The organism is Streptomyces sp. NPDC034099 (genome assembly GCF_055575415.1).
The window spans coordinates 49,222-62,428 of sequence record NZ_JBVISR010000024.1; the positions used below are offsets into that span (position 1 = coordinate 49,222).

12 protein-coding genes are annotated in these 13,207 nt (G+C 72.1%); 5 read left to right on the forward strand and 7 right to left on the reverse strand.

Going from position 1 to position 13,207, the window contains the following annotated elements; all coding sequences use genetic code 11:
• Nucleotides 1–45: 45 nt before the first annotated feature.
• The 3 genes from ACZ56V_RS37830 to ACZ56V_RS37840 all read right to left on the reverse strand — a co-directional run bounded on the left by ACZ56V_RS37830 (nt 46) and on the right by ACZ56V_RS37840 (nt 3,629).
• Nucleotides 46–969, reverse strand: coding sequence for a polyprenol monophosphomannose synthase (locus tag ACZ56V_RS37830; RefSeq protein WP_398918371.1), 924 nt, complete (start codon nt 967–969; stop codon nt 46–48).
• Between the two features lie 525 nt (nt 970–1,494).
• Entirely contained in the window at nt 1,495–3,099 is a 1,605-nt protein-coding gene (locus tag ACZ56V_RS37835) for an amidohydrolase (protein WP_467381839.1), read from the reverse strand.
• Nucleotides 3,100–3,188: 89 nt separating this feature from the next.
• The gene (locus ACZ56V_RS37840; RefSeq protein ID WP_019983923.1) at nt 3,189–3,629 is read right to left on the reverse strand and encodes an Lrp/AsnC family transcriptional regulator; all 441 of its coding nucleotides are present in this window, start codon (nt 3,627–3,629) and stop codon (nt 3,189–3,191) included.
• Nucleotides 3,630–3,896: 267 nt separating this feature from the next.
• Between ACZ56V_RS37840 and ACZ56V_RS37845 the strand changes: the two genes are divergently transcribed.
• Together ACZ56V_RS37845 and ACZ56V_RS37850 are read left to right on the forward strand one after the other, a co-directional pair.
• Nucleotides 3,897–4,334, forward strand: coding sequence for a hypothetical protein (locus ACZ56V_RS37845; protein WP_104633954.1), 438 nt, complete (start codon nt 3,897–3,899; stop codon nt 4,332–4,334).
• A gap of 165 nt (nt 4,335–4,499) precedes the next feature.
• A complete protein-coding gene (locus ACZ56V_RS37850; protein ID WP_468948212.1) occupies nt 4,500–4,817 on the forward strand; it encodes a hypothetical protein in 318 nt (105 codons plus the stop codon).
• Here ACZ56V_RS37850 and ACZ56V_RS37855 read toward each other — a convergent pair.
• Entirely contained in the window at nt 4,780–5,955 is a 1,176-nt protein-coding gene (locus ACZ56V_RS37855; RefSeq protein ID WP_468948214.1) for an acyl-CoA dehydrogenase family protein, read from the reverse strand. The genes ACZ56V_RS37850 and ACZ56V_RS37855 overlap by 38 nt on opposite strands.
• Nucleotides 5,956–6,322: 367 nt before the next feature.
• Between ACZ56V_RS37855 and ACZ56V_RS37860 the strand changes: the two genes are divergently transcribed.
• The gene (locus tag ACZ56V_RS37860) at nt 6,323–7,567 is read left to right on the forward strand and encodes a glycoside hydrolase family 18 protein (protein WP_468948216.1); all 1,245 of its coding nucleotides are present in this window, start codon (nt 6,323–6,325) and stop codon (nt 7,565–7,567) included.
• Nucleotides 7,568–7,647: 80 nt separating this feature from the next.
• Here ACZ56V_RS37860 and ACZ56V_RS37865 read toward each other — a convergent pair whose 3' ends face one another.
• From ACZ56V_RS37865 to ACZ56V_RS37875, 3 genes are all read right to left on the reverse strand, one after another.
• The gene (locus tag ACZ56V_RS37865; RefSeq protein WP_398918361.1) at nt 7,648–8,310 is read right to left on the reverse strand and encodes a TetR/AcrR family transcriptional regulator; all 663 of its coding nucleotides are present in this window, start codon (nt 8,308–8,310) and stop codon (nt 7,648–7,650) included.
• 82 nt (nt 8,311–8,392) lie between these two features.
• Nucleotides 8,393–8,536 (reverse strand): SCO1431 family membrane protein, encoded by a 144-nt coding sequence (locus tag ACZ56V_RS37870; RefSeq protein ID WP_398918359.1) that lies wholly within the window; start codon nt 8,534–8,536, stop codon nt 8,393–8,395.
• A gap of 120 nt (nt 8,537–8,656) precedes the next feature.
• Nucleotides 8,657–10,048: a peptidase C39 family protein gene (locus ACZ56V_RS37875; protein WP_398918357.1), complete on the reverse strand. Its 1,392-nt coding sequence runs from the start codon at nt 10,046–10,048 to the stop codon at nt 8,657–8,659.
• 234 nt (nt 10,049–10,282) lie between these two features.
• Here ACZ56V_RS37875 and ACZ56V_RS37880 point away from each other — a divergent pair, with 234 nt between their 5' ends.
• Together ACZ56V_RS37880 and ACZ56V_RS37885 are read left to right on the forward strand one after the other, a co-directional pair.
• Nucleotides 10,283–10,852 (forward strand): uridine kinase, encoded by a 570-nt coding sequence (locus ACZ56V_RS37880; RefSeq protein ID WP_398918355.1) that lies wholly within the window; start codon nt 10,283–10,285, stop codon nt 10,850–10,852.
• A gap of 428 nt (nt 10,853–11,280) precedes the next feature.
• A complete protein-coding gene (locus ACZ56V_RS37885) occupies nt 11,281–13,137 on the forward strand; it encodes an AAA family ATPase (RefSeq protein ID WP_467381849.1) in 1,857 nt (618 codons plus the stop codon).
• The last annotated feature ends 70 nt before the right edge of the window (nt 13,138–13,207 follow it).

Genomic DNA, 13,207 nt, shown 5'->3' on the forward strand with positions numbered 1-13,207 from the left:
CTCCCAGTGTGCCTGGCCCCGGCTCAGTGCGGCATAAGAGGGCGATCATGCCTTGGTGTCGGACGCCTTCACCGACGCGTCACCGGACTTCGCGGACGCGTCACCGGTCTCCTCCGACGCGTCACCGGACTTCGCGGACGCGTCGCTGGAAGCCGCCTGCGCGTCGGCCGCCGTGCCGGGCCTCCGGTCGCGGCCCAGGACCTTGCCGACCCTCTCCCCCACGCCCCACGTGGTGACCCGCCACAGGGCCTCCACCAGGATGTCGCGGCTCATCTTGGAGTCGCCGAGTTCCCGCTCGACGAACGTGATCGGCACCTCCACGACGTGGTAACCGGCCTTGATCGCACGGCGGGCGAGGTCGACCTGGAAGCAGTACCCCTGGGAGGCGACCTCCTCGAGGCCGAGCCCCTCCAGGGTCTCGCGGCGGAAGGCGCGGTAGCCGCCGGTGATGTCGCGCAGCGGCAGATCGAGCGCGATCCGCGAGTACATGCTGCCGCCGCGCGAGATGATCTCGCGGGACTTGGGCCAGTTCACCACCCGGCCGCCGGGCACCCAGCGGGAGCCGAGCACGAGGTCGGCGCCCTTGAGGGCGGTCAGCAGCCGGGGCAGCTCCTCGGGCTGGTGGGAACCGTCGGCGTCCATCTCGATCAGCACGCCGTAGCCGTGCTCCAGGCCCCAGCGGAAGCCGGCGAGGTAGGCGGCACCCAGCCCTTCCTTGCCCTTGCGGTGCATGACCTGGACGTGGTCGTCCCCGGCCGCCAGTTCGTCGGCGATCCTGCCGGTGCCGTCGGGGCTGTTGTCGTCGGCCACGAGAACATGTGCCTCGGGGACGGCCTCGCGCACGCGCGTGACGATCGCCTTGATGTTCTCCGCCTCGTTGTAGGTCGGGATGATCACCAGGGCCGTGCCCAGGGGGCCGAACCGCCTCTCCCGCCCCGCAGCCGCGGGCGTCCCGTCGCCGTCGTTCACCACTGCCCCTTCGTGTCCGTACACAAAGGACCACCATAATCGCCACGGCCTGCGCAGACGTGCCAGGACGGTCGTACGGTGGTGTCGTTTCCCCAAAACCGGGGTAGGGATGGCCGATTCGGGCCGTTTGTGCGACGGATGGGGGCCCGGCGCCCTTCGGGCCGGCCCGGGACCCGCCGGCTGCGGATCGACCTGGGCCGTTGTCTACTGAGCGCCCGGGCCCCACCCGGGTCACACCTCCCGACCGGCCGGAACGTTCCCTCGTCGCGGTGCGGGCACTGAGCCTGGCTCCCAGTGGCGGTGCCCCGGTGCGGCACACCGTCCCTGACTCAGCGGCGCCGCGACGCGTGTGCGGAAGGTTCGCCGGTCGGGCGTCCGGTGGTGGACTCGGCCGAACCTACCGGCCCCCCGCCGTCGCCTGTCAACAGTCGTGCCACCTGCGCCTTTGATGCCAACGCGCAGGTCAGCGGGGAGGAGGCGCAGGTCGCGGCCGCCCGAAGATCATCGCCCCGTCGGCGGTGGAGATCACTCGCCCGGCCGTACGAAGACGGTCCGGCCGCCCACCACGGTACGCAGGCAGACGGGCAGGTCCCGGCCGGGGGTGAGGTCGGGCAGCCCCGGGGTGCCGGAGCGCGGGTCGGTCGACCAGCGCGCCACCCGGTCGTCCGGGGCCTGGACCACCAGTTCGCCGGTGCGCCACACGGCGTAGTCCGCGGGCACGCCCGGCACCAGGACACCCGCGTCGTCGCGGCCGATCGCCCGCCAGCCGCCACGCGTGTGCGCCGTGAACGCGGCGCGGACGGAGACCCGGTGCTCCGGAGTGCGGTGGAAAGCGGCGGCCCGGACGGTGCCCCACGGGTCGAGGGGTGTGACCGGACTGTCGGAGCCGAAGGCGAGCGGCACGCCGGCGCGCAGCAGGGCCGCGAAGGGGTTGAGCGTCCGGGCCCGCTCGGCGCCCAGCCGCCGGGCGTACATGCCGTCCTCGCCGCCCCAGAGCGCGTCGAAGGCGGGCTGTACGGAGGCGGTCAGGCCCAGCTCGGCGAAGGCCGCGACCGTCTCGGGCGTGAGCATCTCGGCGTGCTCGATCCGGTGGCGGGCGGCGCGCACGCGGGCGAGGCCGGTCTTGTCGGCGGCGGCGCGCACTCCCTCCACGACGGCGGTCACGGCTGCGTCGCCGATGGCGTGGAAGCCCGCCTGGAGACCGGCCTCGGTGCAGGCGACGACGTGCGCGGCGACGGCGGCGGCGTCCAGGTGGGCGGTGCCGGTGTGCCCGGCGTCGGCGTAGGGCTGGTGCAGGCAGGCGGTGTGCGAGCCGAGGGAGCCGTCGACGAAGAGGTCGCCGGCGGCCCCGACGGCGCCCAGTTCCCGCGCCTTGTCGACGTCCTGCTCGGCCCAGTAGCCGATCACCCGCGGTCCGGGCTCCTCGGCGGACAGGCGCAGCAGGCCGGTGAGGTCGTCCTCGGAGGAGATCTCCGGGCCTGCGCATTCGTGAACGGTTCCGATACCGAGGGAGGCGGCGTGCGCGAGGGCGGCGCGCTGGGCCCCGGCGCGCTGGGCGGGGGTGACGGCCCCGAGCGCCGCGGCGCGCACGGCGTGGTGGGCGTCGCCGGTGAGCGGGCCGTCCCCGCGTGCGAGGTCACCGGGTGCCAGGTCGAGCAGGGCGGTGGTGACGACGGCCGAGTGGACGTCGATACGACTGAGATAGAGGGGACGACCGCCGGTCGCCGCGTCCAGTTCGGCGCGCGTCGGGGGCTGTCCGTCCGGCCAGCGGGCGGCGTCCCAGCCGTGGCCCAGGAGCACCCGGTCGTCCGGACGGGCGGCGGCGAAGTCCCGTACGAGGGCGAGGGCCGCCTCACGGCTCGGGGCGCCGGACAGGTCGAGTCCGGTGAGGGCGAGGCCCGTGGCGGTGGTGTGCACGTGTGCGTCGGTGAACGCCGGGGTGACGAGCGCGCCGTCGAGGTCGATCACCTCGTCGACCCCGTCCGCGAAGGCGTCCGCGGCGCCCTCCGAGCCGACCCAGGCGACCTGGCCGCGTTCGACGACCATGGCCGTCGCGAAGGGGTCGGCGGGACTGTGGACCTCGCCGCGGCGCAGCAGGACGGTCGAGGACGGGGTGGTGGACTCACTCATGGACACCAGTCTCACCCCTCGCGGGCGCGGTCCGGCAGCCGGGGCGGCCCGGCAGCCGCCCCGTGGCCCCCGCTCCCGTGCGGGCGCCGTCAGATCCGCGGCGGCCGGGACTCGTAGGGGGTCGAGAGGACGACGGTGGTACGGGTCGACACACCCGCCAGCGAGCGGACCCGCGCGAGCAGTTCCTCCAGCTCGTGCGGGGTGGCCACCCGGACCTTGAGGATGTAGTTCTCGTCGCCCGCGACGCTGTGGCAGGCCTCGATCTCGGGGACCCCGGCGAGGCGGTCCGCGATGTCGTCGGGGGCGCTGGGGTCGAACGGTTTCACCGAGATGAACGCGGTCATCGGCAGCCCGACGGCCTCCGGGTCGACGACCGCGGCGTAACCGCGGATGACGCCACGCTGTTCCAGCCGCCGCACCCGCTGGTGCACGGCCGAAGTGGACAGGCCCGTGGCCTTGCCCAGGTCGGTGTAGCTCATCCGCCCGTCCTTGACGAGCAGCTGCACGATCTGTCGGTCCAGCTCCTCCATGGCGCAAGAACCTACAGTGCGGTTGATCTCCTCGGATACCTGAGCAGTCCGGGTCATGCCCCGTTCGTGATGTGACGGGGCGTCGGACGACGACCGGGCGGGGACAAACGGGCCGCACGGGGCATTCGCGAGCGGCATGTGACGAAGACCACACTGGTTGAACGTTCTCCGTGATGTTCCCGTGATTACCCCGGAGGGGGGACGGGAAGTGCTTGCTGTGGTCGAGGCCGCAGTGCCGTCACGACCCAGCCCGAGGGGGAGAATCCCATGCAGAGTCTTAAGCGCCCTGGTCGTACCGCGCCCAAGCGGCAGCAGCCGGTCGTCGAGCCCGTATCGGAGGGCGTCGAACCCGACGCCTTCGACGAAGAGGAACTCGACGCCTACGACACCTTCGAGATGTACCGGGTGTTCTGCCCGGACTGCGCTCAGCCCATCGCCCTGCTGGCGGACGAGGAGACGCTGCCGGAGCACGCGCTGTGCGCCTCGCCGTGGAACCCGTTCGGGCTCACGGTCTGCGCCGGCACCGGCCGCCGGGCCACCGAGGCCCGCCCCGCCGACGAGTCGTTCCAGCCCCACGAGCAGGACACCGCCCTGCTGTTGACGCTCCCCCGGGGCCTCGACTGGCGGACCCAGCCCTTCTCCCACGTCGGCGGCCCGGGCTCGCGCCCGATGCGGGTGCCGACGATGCGGCGCGAAGCGGCCTGAGGAGCGCGAGCGCCCGGCTCACGGGGCTCGCCCACTCGTTCCGTCACACCGGTCCGCGCCACGGCTCGCAGGACGCCGTGGCGCGGGTCGGTGGCGGACGCGCACGAACTCACTCTCGATTGCGTCCGCCGGTGACCTGTCCGCACTTCGCCGCGTTGCCCGGGTATGACCCCCACGTACTCGTCGACCGGGAGTCGGCGCCGCGTGTTCGTACCGGTGTCCGCGAGACCGGTTCCCCCGGCCCCGCAGATCCCCGACCCGCCGATCTACCGTGAGCTGATGCGGACCTGGGCCGACGGCGGCCGCACCCTGCCGGGGCGGCACGACCCGGAGTGGGTCAGGCTGGCGGAACCCCCGCGCGGGCTCGGCGACTTCTTCGCCACGGGTGACTCCTTCACCACCGGCGACTTCCGCGTCGGCGGCGACTTCACCGTCACCGCCGACTTCAGCGCTCCTCGGGACCAGCGAGGTGACGGGCGATGACCATCCGCTGGATCTGGTTGGTGCCCTCGACGATCTGGAGCACCTTGGCCTCGCGCATGTACCGCTCGGCCGGGAAGTCCGCGGTGTAGCCGTACCCGCCGAGGATCTGCACGGCGTCGGTGGTGACCCGCATCGCCGTGTCGGTGCAGTGCAGCTTGGCCATGGCGGCCTGCTTGGCGAACGGCAGTCCGGCGTCGCGCAGTCGTGCCGCCGTCAGGTACAGGGCGCGGCCGGCCTCGATCTGCGTCGCCATGTCGGCGAGCATGAAGCGCAGGCCCTGGAAGTCGGCGATCGGCTTGCCGAACTGCCGCCGTTCGGTCGCGTAGGACACCGCCGCGTCCAGCGCCGCCTGGGCCACGCCGATCGCGCAGGCGGCGATGCCGAGCCGGCCGGACTCGAGCGCGGACAGGGCGATCGCGAAGCCCTGTCCCTCGTCGCCGAGGCGGCGGGCGTCGGGGACCCGCACGCCGTCGAGGTGGAGCTGCGCGGTGGGCGAGCCCTTGAGCCCCATCTTCTTCTCCGGCACCGCGGGGGTCAGCCCCTCGGCGTCGCCGGGCACCAGGAAGGCGGTGATGCCGCGCGGTCCGTCCTCTCCGGTACGGGCCATGACGGTGTAGAAGTCGGCGATGCCGCCGTGCGTGATCCACGCCTTGGTGCCGGTGATCACCCAGTCTCCGCCGCTCTCCCGCACGGCCTTGGTGCGCAGCGAGGCGGCGTCGGAGCCGGAGGTCGGTTCGGAGAGGCAGTAGGCGCCGAGCAGGCCCCCGCCGAGCATCGCGGGCAGGTGCTCGGCCTGCTGCTCCTTGGTGCCGTACGCGGCCAGCGCGTAGGAGGCGAGCGTGTGCACGCTGACGCCGAGGCCGACGGTGAGCCGGGCCGCGGCCAGTTCCTCGAGGACCTGGAGGTAGACCTCGTAGGGCTGCTCGCCGCCGCCGAACTCGGCGTCGTAGGGCAGTCCGAGCAGGCTGGAGTCGGACAGGAGGGTGAAGACCTCGCGCGGGAAGCGTCCGGCGTCCTCCTCCTCGGCCGCGCTCGGGGCGATCTCACGCTGCGCGATGTCGCGGACGAGCGAGATCAGGTCCCTTGCCTCGTCCGTGGGCAGTTGCCGGTCCACCGGCTGCGGGGCGCGGTCGGGCATGGCGACGCTCTCCTCCCTGTCGGGCACATCGGCGGACGTGCGCCTTGGGTGGAGGCGGCTCCGCCGGGTCGTTCGGGCCTGGCCGATGCTCGCACTCCCGGGTCGCGGAAGCGGCTGACCAGCGGCTGTGCGCTGTGAGTATGCCCGATCGGACGCACGGAGTCACCAGTTAACGACCGCTTACTCAAAGAATTCCGAGAACCGGTCCGGACAGGCCCTGAGAGCGGGGATTTCCGTTTCGGAACCCGAGAATGGTCCGAACCATTGACCACACTGGTCTAGTCCTCCTACGGTGACGGATCGAACGCCTCACCGCGTTCATGCCAATCGGCGCGCGTTTCCCTCTTCCCCCACGAGGAGACACCCGATGCACGTCCCGCACCTCCCCCGCGTCCGCCCCATCCGGACGCTGTTCTCCGCCCTGTGCACCGTCGCCCTCGGCGCCGGGCTGCTGGCCGGTGCCGGCCCGGCCACGGCCACCGCCGCGGCACCCGCCGCGCAGGCCGCGGCCGGGTCCAAGGTCGTCGGCTACTTCACCGAATGGGGCGTCTACGACCGCAACTACCACGTCAAGAACATCGAGTCGTCGGGCTCCGCCGACCGACTCACCCACATCAACTACTCGTTCGGCAACGTCACCGGCGGAAAGTGCGCCATGGGCGACGCCTACGCGGCGACCGACCGGGCCTACACCGCCGCCGACTCAGTGGACGGCGTCGCCGACACCTGGGACCAGCCGCTGCGCGGCAACTTCAACCAGCTGCTCAAGCTGAAGAAGAAGCACCCAGACCTGAAGATCCTCTGGTCGTTCGGCGGCTGGACCTGGTCCGGCGGCTTCGCGCAGGCCGCGCAGAACCCGGAGGCGTTCGCCCAGTCCTGCTACGACCTGGTCGAGAACTCCAAGTGGGCCGACGTCTTCGACGGCATCGACATCGACTGGGAGTACCCGAATGCCTGCGGTCTGAGCTGTGACACCAGCGGCCGTGACGCCTTCCCGAAGCTGATGAGCGCCCTGCGCGCCAAGTTCGGCCAGGACTACCTGGTCACCGCGGCGATCACGGCCGACGCCACGGCCGGCGGCAAGATCGACGCGGCGGACTACGCGGGCGCCGCGCAGTACGTCGACTGGTACAACCCGATGACGTACGACTTCTTCGGTGCCTGGGACGCCACCGGGCCGACCGCTCCGCACTCGCCGCTGACCTCCTACCCGGGCATCCCGAAGGAGGACTTCCACACCTCGGCGACGATCGCGAAGCTCAAGGGGCTCGGCATTCCGTCCTCGAAGCTCCTGCTCGGAATCGGCTTCTACGGCCGCGGCTGGACCGGTGTCACCCAGTCGGAGCCGGGCGGCACCGCGACCGGACCGGCGAAGGGCACGTACGAGAACGGCATCGAGGACTACAAGGTGCTGAAGAGCAGTTGCCCGGCGACCGGCACCGTGGGCGGCACCGCGTACGCCAAGTGCGGCAACGACTGGTGGAGTTACGACACTCCGCAGACCATCGCCACCAAGATGTCGTACAAGAACGAGCAGGGTCTCGGAGGCACCTTCTTCTGGGAGCTGAGCGGCGACACCGCGAACGGTGAACTGATCAAGGCGATCGACTGAACCACCCCGCGCCCACGGGGGGCGAAGGGGCGGAGACCGGCTCGGGTCTCCGCCCCTTCGTCACGCTTGACCGGGCGCCCTCAGACGTTGTCCCGGCGGGCCGGGGCGGGGGCCGGGCAGGCGGGGTCCAGTTCCTCGATGGCGCGCAGCGTGCCGCCGAGCGACCTCACCAGCAGCTCGCGCATGCTCTCGCGGGGCAGTTCCGGGCGGCCGATCCAGTCCAGGGTGGCGCCCTCGACGCCGCACACCCAGGCGAGCAGGCCCATGCGGGCCAGCGGCCCGATGTCCGAGCGCCCGTACGCCCCTTCGGCGATGGTGACGACGATCGCCTCGCGCACCCCGTCCCGGATGGCGTGCACCTCGGCGTCGAAGCCGACTCCGCCGCTGACGATGGTGCGATAGGCGGCCTGGTTGTGCTCGGCGTAGCGCAGGTAGCCGTCGATGGTGCGGTGGACGCGGTCCACCTGCGGCAGTTCGGTGCCGCGCGCCGCGGTGGTGACCAGGTCGGCGACGGAGTCCTGGACGATCGCCAGGTAGTAGCCCCGCTTGGACTGGAAGTAGTAGTAGATCAGCCCTTTGGCGACATGCGCCTGGCGGGCGATGTCGTCCATCGAGAGCGCGTCGTACGACGTGTCGGCGAACAACCTCCGCCCGATGGCGATGAGTTCGGCGCGGCGCGCCAGCGAACGCTCGGTGCCGCGCGCCCGGGGACGGACATCGGCACCTTGTTGACTGATATTCAATTTCGACCCTGGTCTCCTGCGGGCGGCGGGACCTCCGCAGTATGGCAGGTCGGGTCGTGGGGCAGGTCACACCCGGGTCACGTCACAGAAGGCCCAGCTGAACCACGAGCATCGCGACCACCACGACGAGCGTCCATCCCATGACGTGTTCCAGGATCTTGGGGCCGTCGTCGTCCTTGGGGCCGCCGGTGCGGACACGGGGGGCGGCTGCGCTGTGTGCGGTCATGGCGTCTCGCTGATCTCGGGTTCGGCTTCGGCGGATTCCCCCCGCTCACGGTGTCCACCTTGCCACCGTGAGCGGCTTTCGCGGCCGAGAGCTTGGTCACAGCGGTGGGGTGCGGTCCGCTCAGCGCACGCCCACCGCAGCGAGGGCCTTGCGCTGACGCGGGCTGGGGTGGGCCGGGAAGTACAGGTAGCAGACGCCGCCGGTGCCGGAGACGACCTTGCCACTGGCGTTGTACCGCTTCGTCCTGAGCCAGATGTTCTCCCACTCGCGCCGCCGGTAGACGCGGCGCACGGCGTCGTTGTCGTCCGAGGCCGGGTCGTTGGCGATCACGTCGCCGTCGGCGGTGAAGCCGATCACGGTCATCAGGTGGCCCGAGGTGCCGTAGCCCGCCCCGGTCAGCTCCTCCTCCAGGAACGACTGGGACGTTATGGCCGGGATGCCGGCCGCGATCAGCGTCTCCAGGTCGGCGAGGGAGCCGAGGCGGGTGACCACACCCTGGAGGCCCTCGAAGGTGGCGGCGTAGGCGGCGTTGAAGGGCCAGTTGCCGCAGCCGGCGTACTGGTGGTCGTACGTGTACCGGGCGGCGTGGCAGACCTGCGGGTCGGCGTAGGAGGGGTCGACCCAGGCGAGCTGCTCCTCGGTGAGGCGCCCGCCCCAGTACTCGATGATCATCTGCGAGGAGGTGGGGCTGCACCAGGCCTCGCCGCCGTTGTCGTACTCGGGGTACTGGCCCTTGTGGATCTCCTGCGAGTAGCGCGGGACGCGCAGTTCCCCGGTGTGGCCAGGGGCGGAGGCCGGCACGGTGAAGCGGTCGGGGACGTCGGAGCCCATCGCGCCGAGCCGCCAGACGGTGGGCGTGGTGCGGGTGCCCGGGCGGCGGTGGAGGGTGAGCCTGAGCCGGTAGGAGACCAGGCGCAGGCCGGTGGAGGCGTCGTCGACGGAGAAGGTGTCGGTCCAGATGCTGCTCCTGCCGTCGCCCTGGTCGTCGACCGAGGTGCGCCGGATGTCGCGCTCGCCGTCGCCCGCCGCCCAGCGGCCCATCACGTACCAGGGCGTGTCCGTGCCGTCGGAGTAGGCGCCCTTCAGCTCGACCTGGATCCAGGTGCCGGCCGGTGTGTGCGCGTTCCAGGAGGCGATGACCTCCGTCGCGGGCACGGTGAGCCGGTGGACGGGGGAGGTCCAGGTCGCGTACTCCCAGGCGGCGGTGGTGCCGGTGTGCGGGTCGGTGTAGTCGGTGGTGCCGGCCGGGGCGCCGATCACCACGCCGGGGCGGGCGCCCGCGACGGGGCGGGCCCCGCGCACGGTCCCGCGCCGCCAGTCGCCGTACGTGGTCCAGGCGTGGTAGTCCACCGGCCGGGCGCCGGCACGGTCGGGGTCGGCGCCGCCGTCGGCACCGGTTCCCGCGCCGGGCGCGGACTGGGCTACGGCCGGGATCGCGCCGCCCGCCACGGCGGCCGCCGCGACGGCCGCGGCCAGGAGGGCTCTGCGGGACGGCTGTTCGACTCTGCTCATGGGCGGGAGACCCCCAGGTGTCCGGGTCGGGCGGGTCCGTCTTTGCACGGTCGTGCGCCAACTATGGCCGCAGCGGCCCGCTCCTGCCAGCACTTCCCCGCACGCCACGCCACCAATATTGGTGTCGACCACTGGTTAGAGTGCGGGTGAACGCGTCCGCCCCTCCCGCCCACAGGATCCGCCATCCTCGACCTAGCAGCCCGGCTCCGCCGGCTTCCCCCCTCCTGCGGCCCCGTGCGTCTGATCGGTGTCGACGGGTACGCCGGGTCCGGGAAGTCCACGTTCGCCGGACGCCTGGCGGCCGAGCTGGGCGGTGCGCCGGTGCTGCACCTCGACGACATCGCCAGTCACGACGAGCTGTTCGACTGGACCGCACGACTGCTCGACCAGGTGATCGAGCCCCTGCGGCGCGGTGTCACGGCCCACTACGCCCCCTACGACTGGCGGGCCCGGCGTTTCGGCGCACCCCGTCCACTGCCGCCCGCTCCCGTGATCCTGGTCGAGGGCGTCGGCGCCGGCCGCGAGGCGCTGCGGCCCCACCTGGCCGGGCTGCTCTGGATGGACCTGCCGCGGGAGCGGGCGTGGGCCCGCGGACGGGCGCGCGACGGAGCGGAACAGCGGACGTTCTGGGACGGGTGGATCCCGGCCGAGCGCCGGCACTTCGCCGAGGATCCCTCACGCCCCTTCGCGCATCTTCTGGTGCGACAGCGCGAACAGGGGTACGAGGTGCTGCCGGGACCCGCGGGAACCACCTCCGAAGCCCACTTCCTCACACAGGGTGACGGACCTTCCGCAATGTGTTGAACCCGTGAAGATCGCGCACCGACGACCCGCCAACGTGTCCCAACTTCGCTTGACCCGGGGGCCGTACAGGTCTTACGTTCTGAATGTGCGGTAGTTCGAAGCCGCCGACAGACGCGAAGCCCCCGGTTGTTCCCCCGTGATCGGGGGCTTCGTTCTGCCCTGAGCCCGTTTTCCGGCTGCTCCGCGACGCCGCACGCTCACCCTCAGTCACCTTCCGGCCTCGCGGCCCACCCGCTCCCACCTCGTGGAACGACCCCTCCCGCACCCTTCGGAGGACAGACCGCCGCGGGTACGATGCCCTCGGTGCGACCTACGGGAGATTGCCGCACGCACCTGCAACTCCGGCCCGCGGTACAGCCGTTGGCCGAGGCGGCCGACGAGCGACGGCTCGGCGGCATACCGACGGGGGCACGTAGGTGGGGGACGTGATGGACTTCGGCACGCAGGGCCCACAGGCCCCGGCCGAACTCGCCTGGCTGCGCGGCGTGGACGCCTACACCATGGGTGCCTACCCGCAGGCGGAGGAGGAGTTCCGGGCGGCGGTGCGGATCGATCCCACGATGGCCGACGGCTGGCTGGGACTGCACGCGTTGCGCGTCGACACCACGAACGCGCTCCTGCGAATGTTCCGCAACCGCGACCGCTTCGGCGAGCAGCGGGCCCGCCATCGCCGGACGCTCAACTCCTGGTACTGGCTGGGCTGGTGGGTGCAGCCGGTGCTGGAGAACCCGCGTGACCTGCTGCTGGCGCACGCCTCGCACTGGCTGGACGGCCGGCACGTCCCGGAGCTGGACCGGGCCCTGGCGGGGCTGCCCCCGGTGGACTCCGACCCGCAGGTCCGCTTCCTGCACGCGTGCCGCGCCTACCTCGTCAAGGACTGGGAGCAGCTGGTCCGGCACACCGACCCCCTGCTCGGCGATCCCTTACTGGGCATCGAGGCCGGCCTGTTCAGCGGCATGGCCCGGGTCCGCCTGGAGATGTACGGGCAGGCGGAGCCGCTCCTTTCGGCGGCCCTGATGCGGTGCCGCAGCGAGCAGCCGCAGCGCAAGGAACTGCGCTACTGGCTGGCGCGGGCCCACGAGGGCACCGGGCGCAGCGCCGCCGCGCTCCCGCTGTACCGGGCGGTGCACCGCGTCGACCCCGCGTTCATGGACACCTCGGCCCGGCTGGCGGCGATCGCCGAGGGCGACGGTTACGACGACGCGACCGACTTCGCGGGACTCGCGCAGGCGGGAGCGGGGACGGACGGCCTGGACGGACTCGACCCCCTCTTCGGCACCGAGGAGCGCGACGTCAAGCTCTCCGTGCCCGAGCCCCCGCTGTCCGCCCCGCTGCCCCCGCTCGGCGGACCGTCGGTGCGCGAGAAGGCGGGCGGGCCCGACCCGTCCCTGCCCAGTGGGCCCACCGATCCCGCCCTGCTGGAGGAGGCGCTCGCCGAGCTGGAGCGGATGGTGGGCCTCGAACCGGTGAAGCGGCAGGTCAAGGCGCTGTCCGCGCAGCTGAACATGGCGCGGCTGCGGGCCGGGCAGGGGCTGCCCGTGCAGCCCCCCAAACGTCACTTCGTCTTCTCCGGCCCCTCCGGCACCGGCAAGACCACCGTGGCCCGCATCCTGGGCCGGGTCTTCTACGCCCTCGGACTGCTCGGCGGCGACCACCTGGTGGAGGCACAGCGAGCCGATCTGGTCGGCGAGTACCTGGGCCAGACCGCCGTGAAGGCGAACGAGCTGATCGACTCCGCGCTCGGCGGTGTCCTCTTCGTCGACGAGGCGTACTCCCTGTCCAACTCCGGGTACGGCAAGGGCGACGCGTACGGCGACGAGGCGCTCCAGGTGCTGCTGAAGCGGGCCGAGGACAACCGCGACCACCTGGTGGTGATCCTGGCCGGCTATCCGGAGGGCATGGACCGGCTGCTGAGCGCCAACCCGGGGCTGTCCTCCCGCTTCACCACCCGGGTCGACTTCCCGTCGTACCGGCCGCTGGAGCTGACCTCGATCGGTGAGGTGCTCGCGGCGGAGAACGGGGACGCGTGGGACGAGGAGGCGCTGGACGAGCTGCGGTCGATCGCCGGGCACGTGGTGGACCAGGGGTGGATCGACGAGCTGGGGAACGGGCGGTTCCTGCGGACGCTGTACGAGAAGAGCTGTGCGTACCGGGATCTGCGGCTGTCCGGGTATCCCGGGGCGCTGACCCGGGACGACCTGGCGACGTTGCGGCTGCCGGATCTGATGCAGGCGTACGGGGAAGTGCTGTCGGGGCGGGGGCCGGGGGAACCGTCCGCCATGTAGTCCCCCCGGCCGCACGACTGCCCGGAGCCATGGCTAGGGCCTGTCGTTTGGATCATGCCGGTGTCGCGGG